The sequence below is a fragment of the Citrobacter sp. Cpo030 genome (assembly GCF_030333005.1).
In the GTDB taxonomy this organism is placed as follows: domain Bacteria; phylum Pseudomonadota; class Gammaproteobacteria; order Enterobacterales; family Enterobacteriaceae; genus Citrobacter; species Citrobacter portucalensis.
Window position 1 is genome coordinate 83,460 of record NZ_JAOWGT010000047.1, and the last position, 22,199, is coordinate 105,658.

General features: G+C 52.6%; 23 protein-coding genes and 1 other annotated feature. Of the genes, 8 read left to right on the forward strand and 15 right to left on the reverse strand.

Annotated features, from left to right (window positions below; genetic code table 11):
- The first annotated feature begins 33 nt into the window (after positions 1-33).
- From OGY37_RS05455 to OGY37_RS05475, 5 genes are read left to right on the forward strand one after another with little or no spacing between them, the layout of a single operon-like run.
- A complete protein-coding gene (locus tag OGY37_RS05455; RefSeq protein ID WP_286620307.1) occupies positions 34-2,016 on the forward strand; it encodes a TonB-dependent hemoglobin/transferrin/lactoferrin family receptor in 1,983 nt (660 codons plus the stop codon).
- A 47-nt stretch (positions 2,017-2,063) separates the two neighbouring features.
- Positions 2,064-3,095: a hematinate-forming heme oxygenase ChuS gene (chuS, locus tag OGY37_RS05460; RefSeq protein ID WP_126318316.1), complete on the forward strand. Its 1,032-nt coding sequence runs from the start codon at positions 2,064-2,066 to the stop codon at positions 3,093-3,095.
- Positions 3,092-3,913, forward strand: coding sequence for a heme/hemin ABC transporter substrate-binding protein (locus OGY37_RS05465; RefSeq protein WP_286620309.1), 822 nt, complete (start codon positions 3,092-3,094; stop codon positions 3,911-3,913). The genes chuS and OGY37_RS05465 overlap by 4 nt, the downstream gene beginning before the upstream one ends.
- On the forward strand, positions 3,913-4,905 hold the full coding sequence (locus OGY37_RS05470) for a FecCD family ABC transporter permease (protein WP_003832595.1): 993 nt from the start codon (positions 3,913-3,915) through the stop codon (positions 4,903-4,905). Before OGY37_RS05465 ends, OGY37_RS05470 begins: the two co-directional genes overlap by 1 nt.
- Positions 4,898-5,677, forward strand: a complete 780-nt coding sequence (locus tag OGY37_RS05475; protein WP_126318321.1) for a heme ABC transporter ATP-binding protein — start codon at positions 4,898-4,900, stop codon at positions 5,675-5,677. The genes OGY37_RS05470 and OGY37_RS05475 overlap by 8 nt, the downstream gene beginning before the upstream one ends.
- On the opposite strand, the gene selO is transcribed toward OGY37_RS05475, so the two are convergent.
- The 14 genes from selO to thrS all read right to left on the reverse strand — a co-directional run bounded on the left by selO (position 5,674) and on the right by thrS (position 18,455).
- Entirely contained in the window at positions 5,674-7,116 is a 1,443-nt protein-coding gene (gene selO / locus OGY37_RS05480) for a protein adenylyltransferase SelO (protein WP_126318323.1), read from the reverse strand. The genes OGY37_RS05475 and selO overlap by 4 nt on opposite strands.
- A 61-nt stretch (positions 7,117-7,177) precedes the next feature.
- The gene (locus OGY37_RS05485; RefSeq protein WP_003832592.1) at positions 7,178-7,891 is read right to left on the reverse strand and encodes an EAL domain-containing protein; all 714 of its coding nucleotides are present in this window, start codon (positions 7,889-7,891) and stop codon (positions 7,178-7,180) included.
- A gap of 318 nt (positions 7,892-8,209) precedes the next feature.
- Entirely contained in the window at positions 8,210-8,674 is a 465-nt protein-coding gene (locus tag OGY37_RS05490; RefSeq protein ID WP_003832591.1) for an NlpC/P60 family protein, read from the reverse strand.
- Positions 8,675-8,751: 77 nt separating this feature from the next.
- On the reverse strand, positions 8,752-9,501 hold the full coding sequence (gene btuD, locus OGY37_RS05495; RefSeq protein ID WP_126318325.1) for a vitamin B12 ABC transporter ATP-binding protein BtuD: 750 nt from the start codon (positions 9,499-9,501) through the stop codon (positions 8,752-8,754).
- Complete coding sequence (locus OGY37_RS05500) at positions 9,501-10,052, reverse strand: glutathione peroxidase (RefSeq protein WP_003832585.1); 552 nt, start codon at positions 10,050-10,052, stop codon at positions 9,501-9,503. Before OGY37_RS05500 ends, btuD begins: the two co-directional genes overlap by 1 nt.
- A 60-nt stretch (positions 10,053-10,112) precedes the next feature.
- Complete coding sequence (gene btuC / locus OGY37_RS05505; RefSeq protein WP_003832584.1) at positions 10,113-11,093, reverse strand: vitamin B12 ABC transporter permease BtuC; 981 nt, start codon at positions 11,091-11,093, stop codon at positions 10,113-10,115.
- A gap of 121 nt (positions 11,094-11,214) precedes the next feature.
- Entirely contained in the window at positions 11,215-11,514 is a 300-nt protein-coding gene (gene ihfA, locus OGY37_RS05510) for an integration host factor subunit alpha (protein WP_003030571.1), read from the reverse strand.
- A 4-nt stretch (positions 11,515-11,518) separates the two neighbouring features.
- Positions 11,519-13,906, reverse strand: coding sequence for a phenylalanine--tRNA ligase subunit beta (pheT, locus tag OGY37_RS05515; protein ID WP_149280863.1), 2,388 nt, complete (start codon positions 13,904-13,906; stop codon positions 11,519-11,521).
- Positions 13,907-13,921: 15 nt separating this feature from the next.
- Positions 13,922-14,905, reverse strand: a complete 984-nt coding sequence (gene pheS, locus OGY37_RS05520; RefSeq protein WP_003832580.1) for a phenylalanine--tRNA ligase subunit alpha — start codon at positions 14,903-14,905, stop codon at positions 13,922-13,924.
- Between the two features lie 124 nt (positions 14,906-15,029).
- Positions 15,030-15,154: a sequence feature (Phe leader region), on the reverse strand.
- Positions 15,105-15,149, reverse strand: a complete 45-nt coding sequence (gene pheM / locus OGY37_RS05525) for a pheST operon leader peptide PheM (RefSeq protein ID WP_001386830.1) — start codon at positions 15,147-15,149, stop codon at positions 15,105-15,107. (Overlaps the previous feature by 45 nt.)
- A gap of 120 nt (positions 15,155-15,274) precedes the next feature.
- On the reverse strand, positions 15,275-15,631 hold the full coding sequence (gene rplT / locus OGY37_RS05530; protein ID WP_003030578.1) for a 50S ribosomal protein L20: 357 nt from the start codon (positions 15,629-15,631) through the stop codon (positions 15,275-15,277).
- A 55-nt stretch (positions 15,632-15,686) separates the two neighbouring features.
- Complete coding sequence (rpmI, locus tag OGY37_RS05535; RefSeq protein ID WP_003030583.1) at positions 15,687-15,884, reverse strand: 50S ribosomal protein L35; 198 nt, start codon at positions 15,882-15,884, stop codon at positions 15,687-15,689.
- Positions 15,885-15,980: 96 nt separating this feature from the next.
- Positions 15,981-16,523, reverse strand: coding sequence for a translation initiation factor IF-3 (infC, locus tag OGY37_RS05540; protein WP_048997935.1), 543 nt, complete (start codon positions 16,521-16,523; stop codon positions 15,981-15,983).
- Positions 16,524-16,526: 3 nt separating this feature from the next.
- Positions 16,527-18,455: a threonine--tRNA ligase gene (thrS, locus tag OGY37_RS05545; protein WP_003832572.1), complete on the reverse strand. Its 1,929-nt coding sequence runs from the start codon at positions 18,453-18,455 to the stop codon at positions 16,527-16,529.
- Positions 18,456-18,759: 304 nt separating this feature from the next.
- Here thrS and yniD point away from each other — a divergent pair, with 304 nt between their 5' ends.
- The gene (gene yniD, locus OGY37_RS05550; protein ID WP_003030590.1) at positions 18,760-18,867 is read left to right on the forward strand and encodes a small membrane protein YniD; all 108 of its coding nucleotides are present in this window, start codon (positions 18,760-18,762) and stop codon (positions 18,865-18,867) included.
- A gap of 163 nt (positions 18,868-19,030) precedes the next feature.
- On the opposite strand, the gene OGY37_RS05555 is transcribed toward yniD, so the two are convergent.
- Positions 19,031-19,789, reverse strand: a complete 759-nt coding sequence (locus tag OGY37_RS05555) for a DUF481 domain-containing protein (protein WP_181508701.1) — start codon at positions 19,787-19,789, stop codon at positions 19,031-19,033.
- 287 nt (positions 19,790-20,076) lie between these two features.
- On the opposite strand from OGY37_RS05555, the gene pfkB reads away from it, so the two are divergent.
- Positions 20,077-21,006: a 6-phosphofructokinase II gene (pfkB, locus tag OGY37_RS05560; RefSeq protein ID WP_166465478.1), complete on the forward strand. Its 930-nt coding sequence runs from the start codon at positions 20,077-20,079 to the stop codon at positions 21,004-21,006.
- Positions 21,007-21,276: 270 nt separating this feature from the next.
- The gene (locus OGY37_RS05565) at positions 21,277-22,137 is read left to right on the forward strand and encodes a fructosamine kinase family protein (protein ID WP_003030598.1); all 861 of its coding nucleotides are present in this window, start codon (positions 21,277-21,279) and stop codon (positions 22,135-22,137) included.
- Positions 22,138-22,199: the final 62 nt, after the last annotated feature.

Below are 22,199 nucleotides of genomic sequence, written 5' to 3' on the forward strand. Positions count from 1 at the left end.
CAGCGCTTTTCGATTTCCTAATGGAGAGTTGCTATGCCTTACCTGCACACCGCTTCCCTGCGCCCATCGCTGTTGGCGCTGGCGATTGTCAGTAACCTGCCCGCCGTCGCCTATGCGGCGGCCGAGGATATGACCGTTACCGCCACCGGCAATGCCCGTAGCGCCTTTGAAGCACCGATGATGGTCAGTGTCATTGACACCACCGCCCCAGAAAACCAAACCGCCAGCTCAGCTGCCGACCTGTTACGTAAGGTTCCAGGCCTGACCCTTGACGGTACTGGCCGTACCAACGGCCAGGACGTGAATCTGCGCGGGTACGATCGACGCGGCGTTCTGGTGCTGGTTGACGGCGTTCGCCAGGGAACCGACACCGGACACCTGAACAGTACCTTCCTCGACCCGGCGCTTATCAAACGCATCGAAGTCGTGCGTGGTCCTTCCGCACTACTGTACGGTAGCGGCGCGCTAGGCGGCGTGATCGCCTATGACACTGCAGATGCCAAAGATCTACTGGAAGTCGGGCAAAACAGCGGTTATCGCGTGTTCGGTACCGCGGCGACCGGCGATCACAGTCTCGGCATGGGCGCCAGCACGTATGGCCGTACAGATACGCTGGACGGACTGCTTGCCTGGTCCAGCCGCGATCGCGGTGATTTACGCCAGAGTGACGGTACTACTGCGCCGAATGACGAAGCAATTAACAATATGCTGGCGAAAGGTAGCTGGAAAATTAACAGCGCCCAGACGCTGGCCGGTTCGCTGCGTTACTACAACAATGACGCCCGGGAACCTAAAAACCCGCAGACCAGCACGGCGGATGCCAGCAACCCGATGACCAACCGTTCAACGATCCAGCGTGATGCGCAACTGACCTACTCGCTCGCTCCGGCGGACAATGACTGGCTGAACGCTGACGCCCGTATCTACTGGTCCGAAGCGCGCATTAATGCTCAAAATGCAGATAACACTAGCGAATTTCGCAAGCAAACCACCAAAGGCGGGAAGATCGACAACCGCAGCCGCCTGTTTACCGACTCTTTTGCATCTCACCTGTTGACCTACGGCGGTGAATACTATCGTCAGGAACAACAGCCTGGAGGAGCAACAACTGGCTTCCCGGAGGCAAAGATCGATTTCAGCTCCGGCTGGCTACAGGATGAAATCACCCTGCGCGACCTACCGATTACGCTGCTGGGCGGTACCCGTTATGACTCTTTTCGCGGCAGCAGCGACGGCTATGAAGATGTCGATGCCGATAAATGGTCATCCCGCGCCGGATTAACAGTTGCGCCAACTGACTGGCTGATGCTGTTCGGTTCATACGCTCAGGCTTTCCGTGCCCCGACTATGGGCGAGATGTATAACGATGCGAAACACTTCTCGATTGGTCGTTTTTACACCAACTACTGGGTACCTAACCCTAACCTGCGCCCGGAAACCAACGAAACACAGGAATACGGATTTGGCCTGCGCTTTGACGATCTTCTGATGGCGAGCGACGCGCTCGAATTTAAAGCCAGCTATTTCGACACCAAAGCGAAAGATTACATCTCCACCAGCGTCGATTTCGCCGCTGCGACAACCACGTCCTATAACGTACCCAACGCCAAAATCTGGGGCTGGGACGTGATGGCGAAATATTCCACCGACCTGTTCAGCCTCGACATGGCCTATAACCGCACGCGCGGAAAAGATACTGACACAGGTGAATACATTTCCAGCATTAACCCGGATACCGTCACCAGCAAACTGAATGTGCCGGTTGCGCACAGCGGTTTCTCTGTCGGCTGGATAGGGACATTTGCTGACCGTTCCACGCATATCAGCAACAGCTACACTAAACAGCCTGGCTATGCGGTAAACGATTTCTACGTGAGCTATCAGGGCCAACAAGCGCTGAAAGGCATGACCACCACGCTGGTACTGGGCAACGCCTTCGACAAAGAGTACTGGTCGCCGCAAGGCATTCCGCAGGATGGTCGTAATGGCAAAATTTTCGTGAGTTATCAGTGGTAATCACTTTTCCCCGGTTCGCCGGGGCCGCAATCTGGAAGGAAGAGACAATGAATCATTACACACGCTGGCTGGAACTGAAGAAAGAAAATCCTGGCAAATACGCACGTGATATTGCGGGGTTGATGAATATTAGCGAAGCCGAACTGACCTTTGCACGTGTCGGTCACGACGCCTGGCGCTTACGTGGCGAAGTGCGTGAAATTCTCAGCGCACTGGAAACAGTGGGCGAAACCAAATGTATTTGCCGCAATGAATACGCAGTACATGAGCAGGTGGGTGCTTTTACCAATCAGCACCTCAACGGCCATGCTGGGCTGGTTCTCAATCCGCGCGCCCTCGATCTGCGTCTGTTCCTGAATCAGTGGGCCAGCACCTTTCATATCAGCGAAACAACCGCCCATGGTGAGCGTCAGAGCATTCAGTTCTTCGACCATCAGGGAGACGCACTGCTGAAGGTCTATACCACGCAAAATACCCTCGTTGAGGAATGGGCGGCGTTGCTGACCCGTTTCATCTTTGCAGAAAATCCGCCGCTGGTGCTGCAACCCGCCAACAATTCTGCGCCTGCCGCCGTCACGGTCGATGCACAGACCGTTGATCAAGAGTGGCGAGCGATGACCGATGTCCACCAGTTCTTCGGTCTGCTGAAACGCCATGAACTCACCCGCCAACAGGCATTTAATCTGGTGGGCGACGATCTGGCCTGTAAGGTTTCTAATAGTGCACTGGCGCAGTTACTCGACACCGCGCGTCAGGATGGCAACGAAATTATGGTTTTTGTGGGTAACCGCGGCTGCGTACAGATTTTTACCGGCGTGATTGAAAAACTGGTACCGATGAAAGGCTGGCTGAACATCTTCAACCCAACCTTTACCCTGCATCTGCTGGAAGAGAGCGTGGCCGAAACGTGGGTGACGCGCAAACCGACCGCCGATGGTCACGTCACCAGTCTGGAACTGTTTGCTGCCGACGGTACGCAAATCGCACAACTGTATGGTCAACGTACGGAAGGCGAGCCGGAGCAGACGCAATGGCGCGCACAGATTGACGCTCTGACGCCGAAAGGACTGGCTGCATGAAAAAACTGCTGACCCTGATCGCGCTGCTGCCCCTCGCGGCACTTGCTGCGCCTGAGGAGCGAGTTGTTGCCCTCGGTGGCGATGTCACCGAGATCGTATACGCACTGGGAGCACAACCCTCCCTTGTGGCGAGAGACAGCACCAGCCAGTGGCCTGCTGCGGCAACCGCGTTACCTGATGTTGGTTATTTGCGCCAGCTCAACGCCGAAGGGATCCTGGCTACCCGCCCTACGCTGGTCCTTGCCAGCGCGCAGGCGCAGCCTTCTCTGGTGTTAAAACAGATCGAGCAGAGCAACGTCAGGGTTGTCACGATCCCAGCAAGCAACGATCTTAACGCGATTGATGAAAAAGTTCGGGTTATCGCCGAGGCTACTCATCGGGAGGCCGACGGCGAAACGCTGCGCGCAACGTTACGTCAGGAACTGGCGACGCTCCCGTCGTCTGAACTGAATAAACGTGTGCTGTTTATTCTCAATCATGGCGGAATGACCGCGATGGCGGCGGGCCAGCAAACCGGAGCCGATGCGGCGATTCGTGCCGCAGGTCTACGCAACGCGATGCAGGGCGTTAATCGCTATCAGCAGCTGTCACAAGAAGGCGTCATTGCCAGCCAGCCCGATCTGGTAGTGATTTCACAAGAAGGTGTTAAGGCGATGGGTGGCGAGGCAAACCTGTGGGCGCTACCGGGACTTGCGCAAACACCTGCCGGCAGGAATAAACAGGTATTGCAGGTTGACGATATGGCGCTGTTGGGCTTCAGCGTTCGCACGCCACAGGCTATTTTGCAGCTTCGTGCTAAAGCGGAGCAATTGCCCTGATGTCCCGGCGGATCACCTGTTCGTTGTGGATGTTGGCATTGATGCTGGTTGTAATGACGGTTCTGGCTACCGGTTTTGGCGCGTTGCGCCTGCCGGTAAGTCTGCTCTGGCGTGATGGCGATGAGGCACTGCGTCAAATCTGGCTCACGATTCGTCTGCCCCGCGTCCTGCTGGCGCTGGTGATTGGCGGCTCTCTGGCGCTCGCTGGCTGCGTGATGCAGGGGTTGTTTCGCAATCCACTTGCAGACCCTGGATTACTGGGAATAAGCAGTGGTGCCGCCTGCGCTGTGGCCCTGTGGGTGGTGCTGCCTGTCTCCTTGCCCGCGCTGCTGATGTTGTATGCTCCAATGCTGGCCGCTTTTTTCGGCGCTCTGGCGGCAACCGTAGTGATTTTTATCCTTAGCCAACAGCGCGACGGTTCACTCTCACGCCTGCTGCTGGTCGGCATTGCCATTAACGCGCTCTGTGGGGCGGCGGTTGGCGTTTTGTCGTGGGTCAGTAATGATGCGCAACTGCGCCAGCTGTCGCTATGGGGAATGGGAAGTCTGGGGGCCGCGCAGTGGTCCACACTGTTGGCTGTCACTTCACTGACAATCCCGACGGTGCTGATCATCTGGCGACTTGCTCCGGCGCTGAATCTTCTGCAGTTGGGTGAGGAAGAGGCGCATTATCTCGGCGTTGATGTGCGTACAATCCAGCGTATTTTGCTGCTTTGTAGCGCATTACTGGTTGCCTCAGCCGTGGCGGTAAGCGGCGTGATTGGCTTTATCGGGTTGGTCATCCCACATTTAATACGTATGTGGCTCGGCTCAGACCATCGGGCCGTTATTCCGGGTTCCGTGCTGGCGGGCGCGTTTTTATTGCTGATTGCAGACACACTGGCCCGTACGGCGGTTGCGCCTGCGGAGATGCCGGTCGGACTGTTGACCAGTCTTCTCGGCGCACCGTGGTTTTTATGGCTTATTTTTCGTCAGCGAGGACCGCATGGCTGAGCATTTCATCGCTGAAGAGCTTCATTATCACGTAGCTGGCAGAGCGGTAATTGACAATGTATCGCTCGCCCTTAAAAAAGGTGAACTGGTGGCGCTGATCGGCCCAAACGGTGCGGGGAAATCCACTCTGCTACGCTTGCTGACCGGTTTTCTGAAACCGGCTACCGGGCGCTGCGTGCTGTCGGGCAAACCGCTGGAGGAGTGGCCTACCCAGAAGCTGTCACGACACCGGGCGGTGATGCGTCAGCAAACACAGTTGGGGTTTGACTGGCCGGTAGAGGCCGTCATCACGATGGGGCGCGCGCCCTGGAGCCAACGACCGGAACCTGGGCTTATTGCACAGGTAATGGAGATGACCGGATGTACGCCTCTGGCAGGCCGGCAATACGCCGCGCTTTCCGGCGGCGAGCAACAGCGAGTGCAGTTAGCCCGTGCGCTGGCGCAACTCTGGTGCGACGGTGCACCTCGCGGTTGGTTATTCCTTGATGAACCGACCTCCGCGCTGGATCTTTACCACCAGCAGCATTTGTTGCGCATGCTAAAAACGCTAACCGCTTCGGGTGGGCTGCATGTGTGCATTGTGCTTCACGATCTGAACCTCGCTGCACTGTGGGCAGACAGAATAGTGCTGCTGCACAACGGCAGGCTGGTGTCGCAGGGAACACCGGAAACTGTGTTACAGGCCGATGATCTGAAGCGCTGGTACGGTGCTCAGGTACACGTTGGCCAGCATCCGGCCAACGCCTCCCCGCAGGTATTTCTGGCCCCTTAGCTTGAACAACTCACTTCCAGCCGTTTGCCCCAGTCAGGTGGACGGCTGGCATAGTCATCATCACGATCGGCAAACGGGGTACGCAACGCCTGGTGCAACCGGTGCAGTTCCGCGTAATCCCCCTGCTCTGCCTGACTAATCGCCCGTTGCGCCAGCCAGTTACGTAATACCATCGCCGGATTTGTCGCCTTCATCTGTGTTTGTCTGACTGCATCGGCAATATTGTCTTGCTGAAGGCGCGAGCGATACCGCGTGAACCAGTCGTCAAATGCTGCGCGGTCGATAAACTCATCGCGCAACGGAGATTGCGCACTGTGCTGCTCCGTTTCGCTGAGCATGCGAAACGTTCGCGTATAGTCGCTTCTTTCTCGCGCCATCAGGCTAAACAGTTCGCTAAGCAGTTCGTTATCGTCTTTCTGCTCGCTAAAGAAGCCGAGCTTTTGCCGCATCCGCTGACCGTAGCGAGTTAACAGCGCCAGCTGGTAACTGTCCAGCGCATCATTGAGCGCCTCGACCGGGATAAATGGCGACAGGGTTTGCGCCAGACGTTGCAGGTTCCACAACGCGGCGGCCGGTTGATTATCGAAACTGTATCGCCCCTGGTTGTCAGAGTGGTTGCAGATATAATCGGGCACGTAATCATCAAGAAAACCGAATGGACCGTAATCCATCGTCAGACCCAGAATCGACATGTTGTCCGTGTTCATAACACCATGTGCAAATCCTACCGCCTGCCAGTCAGCGATTAACGTCGCAGTACGCGTGACAACATCGTTAAACCACAGCTGATACTTATCGGCTTCTTCCTGCCATTGCGGCCAGTAATGGCGAATCGCAAAGTCAGCCAACTGGCGCACTTTTTCCGGCTCTCGGCGATAGTAAAAATGCTCAAAATGGCCAAACCGCATATGGCTTTGCGCCACGCGAATGAGCATCGCCCCCGCTTCGACCGTTTCGCGATAAACCGGCGTGTCGCTGGTGACAATCGACAATGCCCGCGTGGTCGGTATTCCCAAGTAATGCATCGCTTCACTGGCCAGGCTTTCACGAATGGTCGAGCGCAGCACGGCACGCCCATCACCCATGCGGGAATACGGCGTGAGTCCGGCGCCTTTCAGGTGCCAGTCAAACGTTGAACCATCCGCGAGGTGTTGTTCGCCCAGCAGGATCCCACGTCCGTCGCCAAGCTGACCAGCCCAGACGCCGAACTGATGCCCACTATAAACCTGGGCTAAAGGCGACATCCCGGGAAGCAACGATTCGCCTCCCCAAACGCCTGCACCAGTCGGAATATCAAATAGCGCCGCAGGAATTGCTAATTGCTCCGCCAGCGCATCGTTATGCCAGATAAGGCGCGCGTTTTTCAGAGGGGTGGGTGAAAGCGCGGTATAGGTTGCTGGTAGTTCATCACGCCAGCGAGTGGTAAAAGACAGGGTCATAGGGCCTCCTGCCTCTAGTGTAGACTGTTAATAGCCTGTTAAACACCAGCAAATAAAAGGGTTATATCTTAGCGAGCGAAATTATCTGCGCAGGAGGCACCGCAGGCCACAATCCTCCCTGCATGGCACTGAATCCCACAGGCAAGACGCGCTCCAGCATCTCTTGTGTATCAATTCCGCTAATGATTATTGACTCACAGCTGGGCGATAGTTGCGCCAGAATAGCCCGCATAAACGGTTCAAACGAAATATGTGTAATCCTTTGTTGAACAAAGTTTTTATCCAGCACGACGCGTTTGAACAGGCCGTCAAAAATTGCCCGTGTTGATATACCACCAGAACCATAGTTTGTCAGGACTAATGGAAATCGCGCAGCAAGTGCGGCCAATATTGGATTATCTTTACCTTTGTTTAACTCCGGATAGCTTTCATTAATAGTCAGCTCCAGAAATGAAAATCGTTCAACTTGTGAAGCAAGTTCAGTATCTGATAATAAAGTATTAGCAACTGCTGGCGTTAAATTAATCCAGGCGGATACTTTTCGCTGAATAAAAAAATGTTGGCACGTTTCGATTAATTCTAGTTTTTCTACAAATAAACGACATTGTTCGTCGTCTGACATCCGAGGTAGGACCAGCTCGGTGGGTATACGCACATCTCCATGCGCACTGGCGAAACTGGTGATGATATCGACGAATTCAAGATCGCCTTTTTCGCTTCTCGCAGGAAGAAAAGAGAACTCAGAATGGTAAAGATTATCCAGTGAAACAATCATCGTGCCAGCCCCGCTGCATGGGTGTTATCCGGCATCCTGTAGCAAAGGATGGAGAAATACGTTACTGCTGATGCAAGTAGAGGCCCTTTCATTTTTCCCTTTTTAGCCGGTAAATCGAATCCTTTTTTTTAGCTTATCCTGATTATAAGCGAATATCCAGCTTTGCACTTTTTAATATCTCGGAATAAATCATATTTTTAGCAAGATACGCTCTTAATGTTCAGGGGTATTGTCTAACCAAAAGCAGAAATAAAAGTTAACTTTCAAATGGTGATGTTGAGGCTGCACACTCGATGGCAGCCTCGGAGTTACGGGGGATTAAATACGTCGTGCCTGCCAAAAGTTTTTACGCCAGTAAACGTTATCCAGAGACGAGCGCATCACGCCACGGCTGGTTGAAGCATGAATAAACTGATTATTGGTATCGTAAATACCAACATGCAGACCGCTTTCCCCAGACCCGGTTTTAAAGAAAACCAGATCGCCTGGCAGCAAATCATCTTTATCAATTTCGGTACCAATCTTTGATTGCGTACGCGTATCGCGCGGAAGTTGCAGGTCGAATTTATCGCGCATCGTCATCAAAACAAATCCAGAACAATCCACCCCACTACGACTCATACCGCCATAACGATAGGGTGTGCCATGCCAGGTTTGGAGCTGATCATTAAGACCGGCGATAACGGCAATAGAATCCGACAAGCGGGCATTTGGCGCAGGCGCACGATGGCTGCTGCAGCCCGCCAAAAACAATGCTGTGATGAAAAGGAGCCAAAAGCGCATTCAGTACGAATCCTCTGAATTTTATTTTTATGCCAATTTAGCGTGGAAATTATATGATTTTCAAGAACCCATTTCACTTAAGTGGTTGATATGAGCATTCTGTGCCCTTCAATATCCAAACGTCGGAAGTTGACGCCATAGGCCGCAGACAGATTGGCCGGCGTCAGTACCGTATCTCGTGCACCACTGGCAAGCAGTTTCCCGCGTTTGAGTAGCCAGGCTTTATGCGCATGGCGTAAGGTGTGATTAAGGTCATGGCTACTCATCACAATCGCTATGCCCTGCAAACACAGCTGACTCAACAGTCGGTCCAGTGCGTTTTGTTGCGCGACGTCCAGACTGTTCATCGGCTCATCCAGCAGTAAAAGCTGACCTAATGGATTCGCTTGTGGGCAAATCTGCAGGATAACCGCAGCCAGGCGCACACGCTGCCACTCACCGCCGGAGAGTTGGTTCACGCCGCGCCCCAGTTTATCTCCCAGACCGAGCGCATCGGCGATCTCCTGTAACAGATCGGTGCGTTCTTTGTCGGGTTGATGCAGTGTCAGAAAATGCCAGACCGGCATGGCAAACGGCGGATTTTGCTGTTGCGCAAGATAGGCGCGATATTGCGCCAGCCTGGCGGCCGGCCATTCCTCCAACGGCATATCACCAAAAGTGATACTGCCCTCTCCGTTTGTCAGACCCGCCATACGCGCCAACAGCGTACTTTTTCCGGCACCGTTTGGTCCCACTAAATGCAAGATCTCTCCTGCTTTTATCTCACCAGAAAGCGGGCCGAGACGGGTCGATTCCGCGACGTCCTGTAGCTGCATCAATCGAGACATTAGTTTGCCAGCGCCTGCTTGATGGTTTGCACCAGGATGGGATCCTCAGGCGTCATATCCGGTGAGAATCGTTGCAGCACTTTTCCATCACGACCCACTAAAAACTTCTCGAAATTCCACAGGATATCGTCCGGGTAGAGCGGCGCACGACCTTTGCTCGCCATTCGCTCGTAGAACCCACTGTCCGCAGGCGCAACGGCCGTTGGCGCGGCATCAATCAGCTTCTGATACAGCGGATGGCGTCCCTCGCCGTTGACGTCAATTTTGCTGAACATCGGGAAAGTTACGCCCCATGTGGTACTGCAGTACGTTTTTATTTCCTCTTCGCTGCCCGGCTCCTGGCCCAGAAACTGATTGCAAGGGAAACCAAGAACGCTGAAGCCCTGTTGGTGCCAGGCTTTCTGCAGATTCTCCAGTTGCTCGTACTGCGGCGTCAGCCCACATTTTGAAGCAACGTTGACGATTAACAGCACATTCCCGGAATACGGCTGCAGTGAGGTAACCTCGCCGTCGATGGTCGTCACTTCTGTATCGAGGATAGTGTTTTGCATAGCATCTCCAGAACAACAGGTGGATTTTCAGTTTTTAATCATAGACCGAACCAACGCGTTCTAGCGCGCGGCTTTTAACAATAGCCAGATAAATACCGGCGCACCCATAGTGGCCGTTACCACGCCGATAGGTAACTCAGCCGAGGCCAGCACCAAACGCGCGACAACATCAGCAAACAATAATGCGATTGCGCCAGCCAACGCACAACCTGGCAGTAAAACACGGTGATCGGTGAGGCCGCACAGTCGCAAAATATGCGGGATCACAAGCCCAATAAAACCAATCGCCCCTGCCAGAGCCACGCTCACGCCAACCATCCAGCCTGTGGCAACCACCAGCAGGTTGCGCCAGAACCATAATGGCAGTCCCAGCTGACGCGCAGAAGTTTCTCCTAACGCCAGCATATTCATCGGCTGCGACTGACAGCAGATCCACACCAGTACCGGAATCAACGCCACCATGAGCCAAGCCTGATGCCAGTCTACGCCACCGAAGCCCCCCATCATCCAGTACATCAGCTGTCGTAAGTCAAACGAGGTAGAGAAGTAGATAGCCCATGTCATCAGCGCGCTACAGATTATCCCCAGCGCCACCCCCGCCAGCAGCAGACGGCTGGTAGACAGATGTCGACGGGCGAAACGTAGCAAAATAAGCGTGATAATCAGCGCCCCGGCAATGGCGCAAAGGCCCAACGCCCAGCCGGGGAGTTGCCCCTGCCCCAGCAGCACCGCCGCGATAAGCCCGACTCCCGCGCCGTTAGATACGCCCAGTAATCCAGGCTCTGCGAGCGGGTTTTCAAACAGAGCTTGCATCACTGCGCCTGATAAGGCCAATGCAGCGCCTACCAGCAAAACGGCAAGGGTACGGGGAAGTCGAATTTGCCAGACGAACAGATCGCCGCGGGCGCTGAACCAGTCGCCGGGAGCGATCCATTGTTCTCCTGCGCACAAGCTTAGAATCGTTGCCAGTAGCATAAGTACTGACAGTGACAGTATCCAGCGTACGTTTCGACGCTGCTGTTGATGGGCGAAAGTCAGCATGTTTTCCATTCTGCTGAAAAGAGATGGAGGTGATTCTACGGTGCTGATTCGGTAGTGAAAAGGAAAAAGGCCGCATAGCGGCCTTTTTAGTTATACGCGTCATACTCTGCGTATCGTTAAATCACTCTTCTTTGGGCGTTGCGTTTTCAACCCGGCTTTTTAACTTCTGTCCGGGTCTGAAGGTCACCACGCGCCGTGCTGTAATGGGAATATCTTCGCCCGTTTTCGGGTTACGGCCCGGACGTTGATTCTTATCACGCAGATCGAAGTTACCAAAACCAGAGAGTTTTACCTGCTCACCATTTTCCAGAGCACGACGGATCTCTTCGAAAAACAGCTCGACCAGTTCTTTGGCATCCCGCTTGCTAAGCCCAAGCTTATCAAACAGATATTCTGACATTTCAGCTTTTGTAAGCGCCATAGGTTCAATCCCTCAATGATGCCTGGAATCGCTCTTTTAATGCCTCTACACATTTGGCGACGGTAGCGGCAATCTCCTCTTCTTCAAGTGTACGGCTGGTATCCTGAAGGATCAGGCTGATAGCGAGGCTCTTATAGCCCTCCGCAACACCCTTACCGCGGTACACGTCAAATAAGTTTACGCCAACTACCTGATTTACGCCAACTTTCTTACACTCGGATAAAATATCCGCAGCGGGAACGTTTTCTGCCACAACGACTGCGATATCGCGACGGTTCGCTGGGAAGCGAGAAACTTCACGCGCCTGAGGCACCACGCGGTCTGCGAGCTTATTCCACTCCAGTTCAAACACCAGAGTGCGACCGTTCAGATCCAGTTTACGTTCCAGTTCAGGATGAACAACCCCAATGAAACCAATACGTTCACCTTTCAGATAAATCGCCGCAGACTGACCCGGATGCAGTGCTGGATTCGCTTCAGCTTTGAACTGAATGTCCGCCAGTTTGCCGGTCAGGTCGAGAACCGCTTCCAGATCGCCTTTCAGATCATAGAAATCAACGGTCTCTTTTGCCAGATTCCAGTGTTCATCATGACGGTTACCGCAGATCACGCCCGCCAGCATCAGATCCTGACGGATCCCGAGGTTGGCCTGCGTATCTGGCACGAAACGTAAACCCGTTTCAAAAATACGTACGCGGTTCTGCTGACGGTTCTGGTTATACACTACCGTAGACAGCAAGCCAGTCCACAGGGACAAACGCATTGCCGACATATCAATAGAGATTGGGCTTGGCAGCAACAGCGCTTCTTCACCCGGGTGCAGCAGCGACTGGACTTTCGGGTCGACGAAACTATAGGTAATGACTTCCTGGTAGCCTTTGTCATTCAGCATGGTTTTTACACGTTTCAGCGACAAATCTGCTTCACGATGCGTACCCATGATAAGACCCGCCTGAATCGGCGTGTTCGGGATATTGTCATAACCGTATACGCGGGCGACTTCTTCGACCAGGTCTTCTTCGATTTCCATATCGAAACGCCAGCTCGGCGCGACCGCTTTCCACTCATCCTGCCCTTCCGTCACGTCACAACCCAGACGACGCAGAATGTCGCTCACCTGCTCATCGGCAATATGGTGTCCGATCAGACGATCCAGTTTGCTACGGCGAAGCGTAATGGTTGCGCGTTTTGGTAGCGTGGCTTCGTTCGTCACGTCAATGACTGGTCCCGCTTCGCCACCACAGATATCAATCAGCAGGCGCGTTGCACGTTCCATGGCCTTATGCTGCAGAGCCGGATCGACACCACGCTCATAGCGGTGAGAAGCATCGGTGTGCAGACCGTGACGACGCGCGCGACCGGTAATAGACAGCGGGCTGAAGAATGCACATTCCAGCAGGACGTTTTGCGTTTCATCATTCACGCCGGAATGTTCACCACCAAAGATGCCGCCCATCGCCAGCGCTTTGTTATGGTCCGCAATCACCAGCGTATCTGCATTCAGCTTCGCTTCGCTGCCGTCCAGCAATACCAGAGTCTCACCCTCTTTTGCCATACGGACAACAATTCCGCCTTCAATGCGGTCTTTGTCGAATGCGTGCATCGGCTGGCCCAGTTCGAGCAGCACATAGTTAGTCACGTCAACCACGGCATCGATAGAACGAATACCGCAACGACGCAGTTTTTCTTTCATCCACAGCGGGGTCGGCGCTTTAACATTGATGCCTTTTACCACGCGGCCCAGATAGCGCGGACAGGCTTCCACGGCTTCAACCTGAATCGGCAGGACGTCGTTAATGGTCGCGGCTACTGGCGCGATTTCCGGCTCAACCAGCGGGGCTTTGTTCAGTACAGCAACATCACGCGCCACACCGATAATACCCAGGCAGTCGGCGCGGTTCGGCGTGACGCTGATTTCGATGGTGTTGTCGTCAAGCTTCAGGTATTCACGGATATCGGTGCCAATTGGCGCATCGGCAGGCAGTTCGATAATCCCGTTATGATCGTCGGAAATACCCAGCTCGGAGAACGAGCACAGCATGCCTTCAGATGGTTCACCGCGCAGTTTCGCGGCTTTAATTTTGAAATCGCCCGGCAGAACGGCACCAACGGTTGCCACAGCCACTTTCAACCCCTGACGGCAGTTTGGCGCACCGCAGACGATATCCAGCAGGCGGTCGCCGCCTACATTCACTTTGGTGACACGCAGTTTGTCAGCGTTAGGGTGTTGGCCGCATTCAACCACTTCACCTACCACAACGCCGTTAAACGCGCCGGAAACAGGTTCCACACCGTCAACTTCCAGACCCGCCATCGTGATTTGGTTTGACAGCGCATCGCTATCAATCGCCGGATTTACCCATTCGCGTAACCACAGTTCACTGAATTTCATTGTTTTATCCTGCCTTTATTTAAACTGTTTGAGGAAACGCAGATCGTTTTCGAAGAAAGAACGCAGATCGGTAACGCCGTAACGCAGCATGGTCAGACGCTCCATACCCATACCGAATGCAAAGCCGGAATAGATTTCCGGATCGATGCCAACATTACGCAACACGTTCGGGTGAACCATCCCGCAGCCCAGCACTTCCAGCCATTTGCCGTTTTTGCCCATCACGTCAACTTCCGCAGATGGTTCAGTGAACGGGAAGTAGGAAGGACGGAAACGAACCTGCAGGTCTTCTTCAAAGAAGTTGCGCAGGAAATCGTGCAGCGTGCCTTTCAGGTTGGTGAAGTTGATGTTGGTATCAACAATCAGCCCTTCCATCTGGTGGAACATTGGGGTGTGCGTCTGATCGTAATCGTTACGATATACGCGGCCCGGGGCGATAATACGGATCGGCGGCTGTTTTTCTTTCATGGTGCGGATCTGCACGCCGGAAGTCTGCGTGCGCAGCAGACGCGTCGCGTCAAACCAGAAAGTGTCGTGGTCAGCGCGCGCCGGATGATGGCCAGGAATATTCAGCGCATCGAAGTTATGATAATCATCTTCGATTTCCGGACCGGTCGCCACGGTAAAGCCCAGCTCACCGAAGAAACTTTCAATCCTGTCGATTGTACGCGTTACAGGATGCAGACCGCCGTTTTCGATACGACGCCCAGGAAGGGAGATATCGATCGTTTCTTCAGCCAGACGAGCATTCAGCGCAGCGCTTTCTAATTCGGCCTTACGTGCGTTCAGCGCTTGCTGTACCTGCTCTTTAGCTTCGTTAATCACCGCACCTGCTGCCGGGCGCTCTTCTGGCGGCAGTTCGCGCAGGGTTGTCATCTGAAGGGTCAAGTGCCCTTTCTTGCCCAAATATTCGACGCGGACATTGTCTAACGCGGCAACATCTGAAGCCTGGTTAATGGCGGCCGTTGCACTGGCAACCAGCTCTGCGAGATGTGACATGGTTTTCCTCGTTATGTTGCGATATTCACTAGTCGCTCGTATATACGCAAAATCATTCAAGTTGTATCAACGCGGCCAAAGAGCGAATGCAGCCAATACAGAGACAACTTGAAAGATGACGCGTATAAAAAAAGCCTCCACCAGGGAGGCTTTTAGGCGCTGTTTTCCGTTTCTTCATTCACGCGCAAGCCTCCTGAGTTCAGGTGCTAAAGTAAAAGAAGAAGCGGAAAATAGCAGCATTCATGCTTGCGTTACCTTGTGTGGTAAAAACCGGACAACCTTTATTGAAAAGGCTTACGGATAAATTGTCAACTAATTGATTGCACTACAAATAAAAGAGAGGGAGCCAGGCTCCCTCTTTTCACCGGCTTATGCCAGAGCTGCTTTCGCTTTTTCGACCAGAGCGGTGAACGCTACTTTGTCGAATACTGCGATGTCAGCCAGGATCTTACGGTCGATTTCAACAGAGGCTTTTTTCAGGCCGTTGATGAATTTGCTGTAAGAAATACCGTTCTGACGTGCTGCTGCGTTGATACGCGCAATCCACAGTTGACGGAACTGACGCTTTTTCTGACGACGGTCACGATAAGCGTACTGACCAGCTTTGATAACAGCCTGGAAGGCAACGCGGTATACGCGAGAACGCGCACCGTAGTAGCCTTTAGCTTGTTTCAAAATTTTCTTGTGACGTGCACGGGCAACTACACCACGTTTTACGCGAGCCATATGTGCTCTCCTGTATCTATATTCTTAGTAAAAAAATGAATTAAACGTTAACGGCTTATGCGTACGGCAGGCACGCGATAACCAGACCCAGATCGCCTTTAGACACGAGGCCTTTTGGACGCAGGTGACGTTTACGCTTAGTAGATTTTTTGGTCAGAATATGACGCAGGTTTGCGTGCTTACGCTTAAATCCACCACCACCGGTTTTTTTGAAACGCTTAGCAGCACCGCGTACGGTCTTAATTTTTGGCATTTTAATAACTTCCACTTCGCATTGTTAATAAACGAAACGTAGGCGAACAACGGCTGTGGAACCCGTAGGCTCCACAGACATTGCTACTTGAAGGCCTTACTGTTTCTTCTTAGGAGCGAGCACCATGATCATCTGGCGGCCTTCGATCTTCGTAGGGAAGGATTCGACTACTGCCAGTTCACTCAGATCGTCACGGACGCGGTTGAGCACTTCCATACCGATCTGTTGGTGGGCCATCTCACGACCGCGAAAACGCAGCGTGATCTTAGCCTTATCGCCATCTTCCAGAAAGCGTACCAGGCTGCGGAGTTTTACCTGGTAATCGCCATCGTCGGTGCCAGGACGGAATTTAATTTCCTTAACCTGGATAACTTTTTGCTTTTTCTTCTGTTCCTTAGAAGACTTACTCTTTTCATAAAGGAACTTGCCGTAGTCCATAATACGACAAACTGGCGGTTCGGCGTTAGGGCTGATTTCAACTAAATCTACTCCAGCTTCTTCAGCTTTTTCGATCGCTTCTCTCAGACTCACAATACCCAAAGCTTCGCCTTCCAGACCTGTTAAGCGAACTTCCAGGGCGCGAATCTCGCCATTGATACGATTCGGACGTGCCGTTTGAACTCGTTTTCCGCCTTTAATACCTTATTCCTCCAGTTGTTGAAGACTGCGGCTGCGAATCTCTTGTTGCAGCTTCTCAATCACTTCATTTACGTCCAGGCTGCCCAAGTCTTTGCCACGACGGGTGCGCACGGCAACTTTGCCTGCTTCTACCTCTTTGTCGCCACAGACCAACATGTAAGGGACACGACGTAAAGTGTGCTCGCGGATTTTAAAGCCAATCTTCTCATTTCTCAAGTCTGCTTTTACACGAATACCCGCATTTTGTAGTTTCTGCGTTAATTCGTTAACGTATTCAGACTGAGAATCGGTGATGTTCATGACCACAACCTGAACCGGCGCGAGCCAGGTCGGGAAGAAGCCAGCGAACTCTTCGGTCAGGATACCGATGAAACGTTCCATCGACCCAAGAATTGCACGGTGAATCATAACCGGAACCTGACGCTCGTTGTTTTCGCCAACGTAAGAGGCGCTTAAACGGGACGGCAGGGAGAAGTCCAGCTGTACAGTACCGCACTGCCATGCACGATCGAGGCAGTCATACAGGGTAAATTCAATTTTCGGACCGTAGAACGCGCCCTCACCCAGTTGGAACTCAAACGGGATGTTGTTTTCTTCCAGCGCAACGGCCAGGTCAGCTTCAGCACGGTCCCACATTTCATCGCTACCGATACGTTTTTCGGGGCGAGTGGACAGTTTGACGACGATTTTCTCGAAGCCAAAGGTGCTGTACATATCGTAGACCATACGAATGCACGCGTTAACTTCATCACGAATCTGCTCTTCAGTACAGAAGATATGTGCATCATCTTGAGTGAAGCCACGAACACGCATCAGGCCATGCAGCGCACCTGACGGTTCATTACGGTGGCAGCTACCAAACTCAGCCATACGCAGCGGCAGATCGCGATAGGATTTCAGACCCTGATTAAAGATCTGCACGTGGCCTGGGCAGTTCATTGGCTTAATGCAGTATTCACGGTTCTCAGAAGAGGTGGTGAACATTGCATCTTTGTAGTTGTCCCAGTGACCTGTTTTTTCCCACAGCACACGGTCCATCATGAACGGACCTTTCACTTCCTGATACTGGTATTCTTTCAGTTTTGAGCGAACGAATACTTCCAGTTCACGGAAGATAGTCCAGCCATCGTTGTGCCAGAACACCATACCCGGTGCTTCTTCCTGCATATGATACAGGTCAAGCTGTTTACCGATTTTACGGTGATCGCGTTTGGCTGCTTCTTCCAGACGTTGCAGGTAGGCATTCAGGGCTTTTTTATCTGCCCATGCAGTACCATAAATACGCTGCAGCATCTTGTTATTGCTGTCGCCACGCCAGTATGCCCCTGCGGTCTTCATCAGTTTGAAGTGATGGCAGAAACGCATGTTCGGCACGTGCGGGCCACGGCACATATCGACATATTCTTCATGATGGTACAAGCCGGGCTTGTCATCATGGGCAATGTTTTCATCAAGAATGGAGACTTTATAGGTCTCGCCACGCTTCACGAAGGTTTCACGCGCTTCGTACCAGCTGACTTTCTTCTTAATGACATCGTAGTTTTTCTCAGCGAGCTCGTGCATCCGCTTCTCGAGCGCGTCGACGTCTTCCTGGGTTAACGTACGGTCAAGATCGATATCGTAGTAAAAACCGTTATCAACAACCGGTCCGATCGCCATTTTGGTGTGCGGCCAGAGTTGTTTGATCGCGTGCCCTAACAGGTGCGCACAGGAGTGACGAATGATCTCCAGACCTTCTTCATCCTTCGCGGTGATGATGGAGAGCTTCGCATCATGCTCAATCAGATCGGAAGCATCTACCAGCTCACCGTCAACACGGCCAGCAATAGTGGCTTTCGCCAGACCTGGACCGATGTCCAGCGCAACATCCATGGGGCTTACAGCGTGGTCGTAATGGCGTTGGCTGCCATCAGGAAGAGTAATAACAGGCATGTTATATCCTTATTTGCAGTGGTGCCCCACACGTAAGAGCACATACAAAGATTCAATATTTAAAATTATCAAAAAGGTCTGGGCTGATTCCCGCTTCACTCTGCGAAATATGTCACTGGTCGCCTTAAAGACCACACTGGACCTACACCCGCTTTTTGATAACACCGTTTGACAGTGTACACGGCATTACGGGTCGATCAAAGCAACAATCAACGCGTACTCTATGATGTAAATCAATTCACTGACACCCAACCGTCTTTGTTACACTGACACAAAGTCATCTAACCTGAGCAGGAAAAAAACAATGCCCACAAATCGCTTTGCGAAGAAACACTGGAAGATGGTTGTGATTCTGCTCGTTATTTGTGCGGCTATGTTGATGCTGCGCTGGGCTGCGATGATCTGGGGCTAAATGATGCTCACCCGCTGTTCCGGTTTCGTTTATTTATCGATTAATCGAATTCGTCTGAAAATAGCGTGTTATGGCCAGGTAAAAAATAAAACGCAAATTAAATATTAAATAACCTTAACTTTAATAGATAAAAGCCGGGCCAATTATTTGACCCGGTTTGTCATTACATCCGGTAGCCGAGTGAAACAGTAGTACGACGATCGGTATGCTCCGGCGCTGTTGCCGGCGGTTCAGAGTTCCAGGTCACGTTGTAAGCCACCTTTAACCCAAAGTGTTCGTTGATGGCAACGTTCAGGGCAGTTTCAGAGTTGAGCGTGGTATCTTCAGCGCCGAATACCGACACACCCTGAGTAAACTTGGTGTTGTCCGTCATCTGCCATGCATAGGCCCCGGACGCATAGCCCAACGGCTGTGTTTCGGTGGTGCCATCCGTGTGCTCGTCATAGCGCACGCCAGGACCGAATTCGAAACGGAAGCTGTGCACAGGTCCGTTGAGGAACTGACGACCATAACCCGCGGTCAGCACGTCACGCTCGCGGTAGCCGTTGTAGCGGTCGGTCAACCAGCTTGCCTGTCCAAAGAGATAGTCATAGTCGGTCATGTTGTAACGACTACGGCCACCTACGGCATATTTCTCCGATGAACGCTCATCATTTGAGGAGGTATTGCTGGCATTTCCCCACAGAGACCATGCGGTCGTTTGGCCGTACCAGGTCATGGTGGTGTCTGCGGTTAAAGAAGAACTTTTTGTGTTGCCTGACTGGGCGAGATATCCCGCGTTCAGGTTACCTTCAAAGGGTTTTTTCGCGCTGGAAGGGTCATCCATGACAGTAAAAACGGAATCATCGGCGGCAGCATGCATTGACGCAAGCAGGCCTCCCGTCAGCAGTAATGCTGCGGGCACTGTCTTCAAAAGCTTCATTTATTAAGAGTCCGTACAACAAAAAAAGAGACCATTACGGTCTCGGAAACTTTCATATGGATCAATGACAAAAGACCCTTGAAAGGTAACAAATTATAAAAAGACTCGAATAACATAGCAATAAATTCTTATTTCATTTTTTGAATAAGAGCGTTCCTAAACCTTTATTTTATTTATATAACTTTATGACGATAATTTTAAATAAAGATATGAAAAATCATGTTGTTAATTACTTCACTTTCGGGAGGTTAAGTGCCAGACTGAGGACAGCCTAACAGGAGGTAAAGATGGTACGTATCTATACGTTAACACTTGCGCCCTCTCTCGATAGCGCAACAATCACCCCGCAAATTTACCCGGAAGGTAAGCTTCGTTGTACCTCGCCGGTTTTCGAACCCGGCGGCGGCGGCATCAACGTCGCTCGCGCAATTGCCCATCTTGGCGGAACCGCAACGGCGATTTTCCCCACAGGGGGAGCAACCGGAGAGCATCTTGTTGCATTGCTCGCCGACGAAAATGTTCCTGTATCCACCGTCGAAGCCAAAGACTGGACCCGACAAAATCTACATGTCCACGTTGAGTCCAGCGGCGAACAGTACCGTTTTGTCATGCCTGGCGCTGCGCTGGCCGATGACGAGTTCTACCAACTTCAGGATCAGGTGCTGGAAATTGAATCTGGCGCGCTGCTGGTCATCAGCGGTAGTTTGCCGCCCGGCGTACAGCTTGAGAAGTTGACCCGACTCATTACCACCGCACAAAAACAGGGGATCCGCTGTATTGTCGACAGTTCAGGCGAAGCACTGACGGCGGCGTTAGCCATCGGCAATATCGAACTGGTCAAACCCAACCTCAAAGAACTGAGTGCGCTGGTAAACCGCGAACTGACACAGCCCGATGATGTGCGCAAGGCCGCACAGGAAATCATACAGAGTGGGAAAGCGCACCGCGTTGTGGTCTCGCTTGGGCCGCAAGGGGCGCTGGGCGTAGATCGAGATACCTGCGTTCAGGTGGTTCCGCCACCGGTGAAAAGTCAAAGCACCGTAGGCGCGGGCGACAGTATGGTCGGGGCCATGACGCTTAAACTGGCTGAGAACGCACCTTTTGAGGATATTGTTCGTTACGGTGTCGCCGCAGGTAGCGCAGCAACGTTGAATCAAGGTACGCGCCTGTGCTCTTTGGACGACACACAAAAAATTTATTCGTATCTCACTCAGTAATGACACCGTCCCTCTTTTGAAGAGAAAGGGGGATTCTCGCGTAAAACTGTCAGCATGGGTGTTATGCGGCTATGATAAAAAATCACGTGATTACAAAGAAGTGAATCATGTGCAGTCAGACGTCTCCACAATGGTACGTGGTGAAGAAGAGCAACAAACATTAAGTGCCTTTCCAGCGATGACGCGTCCGTGGTGTGCGTCAGTTCGTGTTTTTTAACCGCATTCTTGCGCTAACCTTATGATCTGGCAGACAACATGGGGAGAGACATCATGTGGCAGGCTATCAGTCGTCTTTTGAGCGAGCAATTAGGTGAAGGCGAAATCGAACTGCGTAATGAACTGCCCGGCGGAGAGATTCACGCCGCATGGCATTTACGCTATGCGGGGCGAGATTTTTTCGTCAAATGCGATGAAAGAGAGCTGTTGACCGGCTTTACGGCAGAAGCCGATCAGCTGGAGCTACTTTCCCGCAGTCAAACTGTATCTGTACCGAAAGTCTGGGCAGTAGGCGCGGACAGAGATTACAGCTTTCTGGTGATGGATTTCCTCCCTCCCCGTCCGCTTGATGCGCATAACGCGTTTATCCTCGGTCAACAGCTTGCGCATTTGCACGAATGGAGCGACCAGCCTCAGTTTGGTCTCGACTTCGATAACGCGCTCTCTACCACGCCGCAGCCAAATACCTGGCAACGTCGCTGGTCAACCTTTTTCGCCGAGCAGCGTATAGGCTGGCAGCTGGAACTCGCCGCTGAAAAAGGCATAGCGTTTGGCAATATTGACGCTATCGTCGAACATGTCCAGCAACGTCTCTCTTCTCATCAGCCGCAGCCGTCTCTCCTGCACGGTGATTTGTGGTCCGGGAACTGCGCCCTCGGTCCTAACGGTCCGTACATCTTTGACCCTGCCTGCTACTGGGGGGACAGAGAGTGTGATCTGGCAATGCTGCCGTTACATACCGATCAGCCGCCGCAAATTTATGACGGTTACCAGTCTGTCTCGCCACTGCCGCTGGACTTTCTCGACAGGCAGCCAATCTACCAGCTCTATACGCTGCTGAATCGGGCAATTCTGTTCGGGGGACAGCATTTGGTTGTGGCGCAGAAAGCGCTGGATAGATTACTGGCGGCTTAACGACGTACCGCGTTGCTTATCAGGCCTGCCGTTTCGCAACGTGGCAGGCCCGATAGAGCGGC

Excerpts from the sequence above, each read along its gene's own strand:
- OGY37_RS05455 (WP_286620307.1), top strand. The coding sequence starts at position 34 with ATGCCTTACCTGCACACCGCTTCCCTGCGCCCATCGCTGTTGGCGCTG.
- chuS (WP_126318316.1), top strand. The coding sequence starts at position 2,064 with ATGAATCATTACACACGCTGGCTGGAACTGAAGAAAGAAAATCCTGGC.
- OGY37_RS05465 (WP_286620309.1), top strand. The coding sequence starts at position 3,092 with ATGAAAAAACTGCTGACCCTGATCGCGCTGCTGCCCCTCGCGGCACTT.
- OGY37_RS05470 (WP_003832595.1), top strand. The coding sequence starts at position 3,913 with ATGTCCCGGCGGATCACCTGTTCGTTGTGGATGTTGGCATTGATGCTG.
- OGY37_RS05475 (WP_126318321.1), top strand. The coding sequence starts at position 4,898 with ATGGCTGAGCATTTCATCGCTGAAGAGCTTCATTATCACGTAGCTGGC.
- selO (WP_126318323.1), bottom strand. The coding sequence starts at position 7,116 with ATGACCCTGTCTTTTACCACTCGCTGGCGTGATGAACTACCAGCAACC.
- OGY37_RS05485 (WP_003832592.1), bottom strand. The coding sequence starts at position 7,891 with ATGATTGTTTCACTGGATAATCTTTACCATTCTGAGTTCTCTTTTCTT.
- OGY37_RS05490 (WP_003832591.1), bottom strand. The coding sequence starts at position 8,674 with ATGCGCTTTTGGCTCCTTTTCATCACAGCATTGTTTTTGGCGGGCTGC.
- btuD (WP_126318325.1), bottom strand. The coding sequence starts at position 9,501 with ATGTCTCGATTGATGCAGCTACAGGACGTCGCGGAATCGACCCGTCTC.
- OGY37_RS05500 (WP_003832585.1), bottom strand. The coding sequence starts at position 10,052 with ATGCAAAACACTATCCTCGATACAGAAGTGACGACCATCGACGGCGAG.
- btuC (WP_003832584.1), bottom strand. The coding sequence starts at position 11,093 with ATGCTGACTTTCGCCCATCAACAGCAGCGTCGAAACGTACGCTGGATA.
- ihfA (WP_003030571.1), bottom strand. The coding sequence starts at position 11,514 with ATGGCGCTTACAAAAGCTGAAATGTCAGAATATCTGTTTGATAAGCTT.
- pheT (WP_149280863.1), bottom strand. The coding sequence starts at position 13,906 with ATGAAATTCAGTGAACTGTGGTTACGCGAATGGGTAAATCCGGCGATT.
- pheS (WP_003832580.1), bottom strand. The coding sequence starts at position 14,905 with ATGTCACATCTCGCAGAGCTGGTTGCCAGTGCAACGGCCGCCATTAAC.
- rplT (WP_003030578.1), bottom strand. The coding sequence starts at position 15,631 with ATGGCTCGCGTAAAACGTGGTGTAGTTGCCCGTGCACGTCACAAGAAA.
- rpmI (WP_003030583.1), bottom strand. The coding sequence starts at position 15,884 with ATGCCAAAAATTAAGACCGTACGCGGTGCTGCTAAGCGTTTCAAAAAA.
- thrS (WP_003832572.1), bottom strand. The coding sequence starts at position 18,455 with ATGCCTGTTATTACTCTTCCTGATGGCAGCCAACGCCATTACGACCAC.
- yniD (WP_003030590.1), top strand. The coding sequence starts at position 18,760 with ATGCCCACAAATCGCTTTGCGAAGAAACACTGGAAGATGGTTGTGATT.
- OGY37_RS05555 (WP_181508701.1), bottom strand. The coding sequence starts at position 19,789 with ATGAAGCTTTTGAAGACAGTGCCCGCAGCATTACTGCTGACGGGAGGC.
- pfkB (WP_166465478.1), top strand. The coding sequence starts at position 20,077 with ATGGTACGTATCTATACGTTAACACTTGCGCCCTCTCTCGATAGCGCA.
- OGY37_RS05565 (WP_003030598.1), top strand. The coding sequence starts at position 21,277 with ATGTGGCAGGCTATCAGTCGTCTTTTGAGCGAGCAATTAGGTGAAGGC.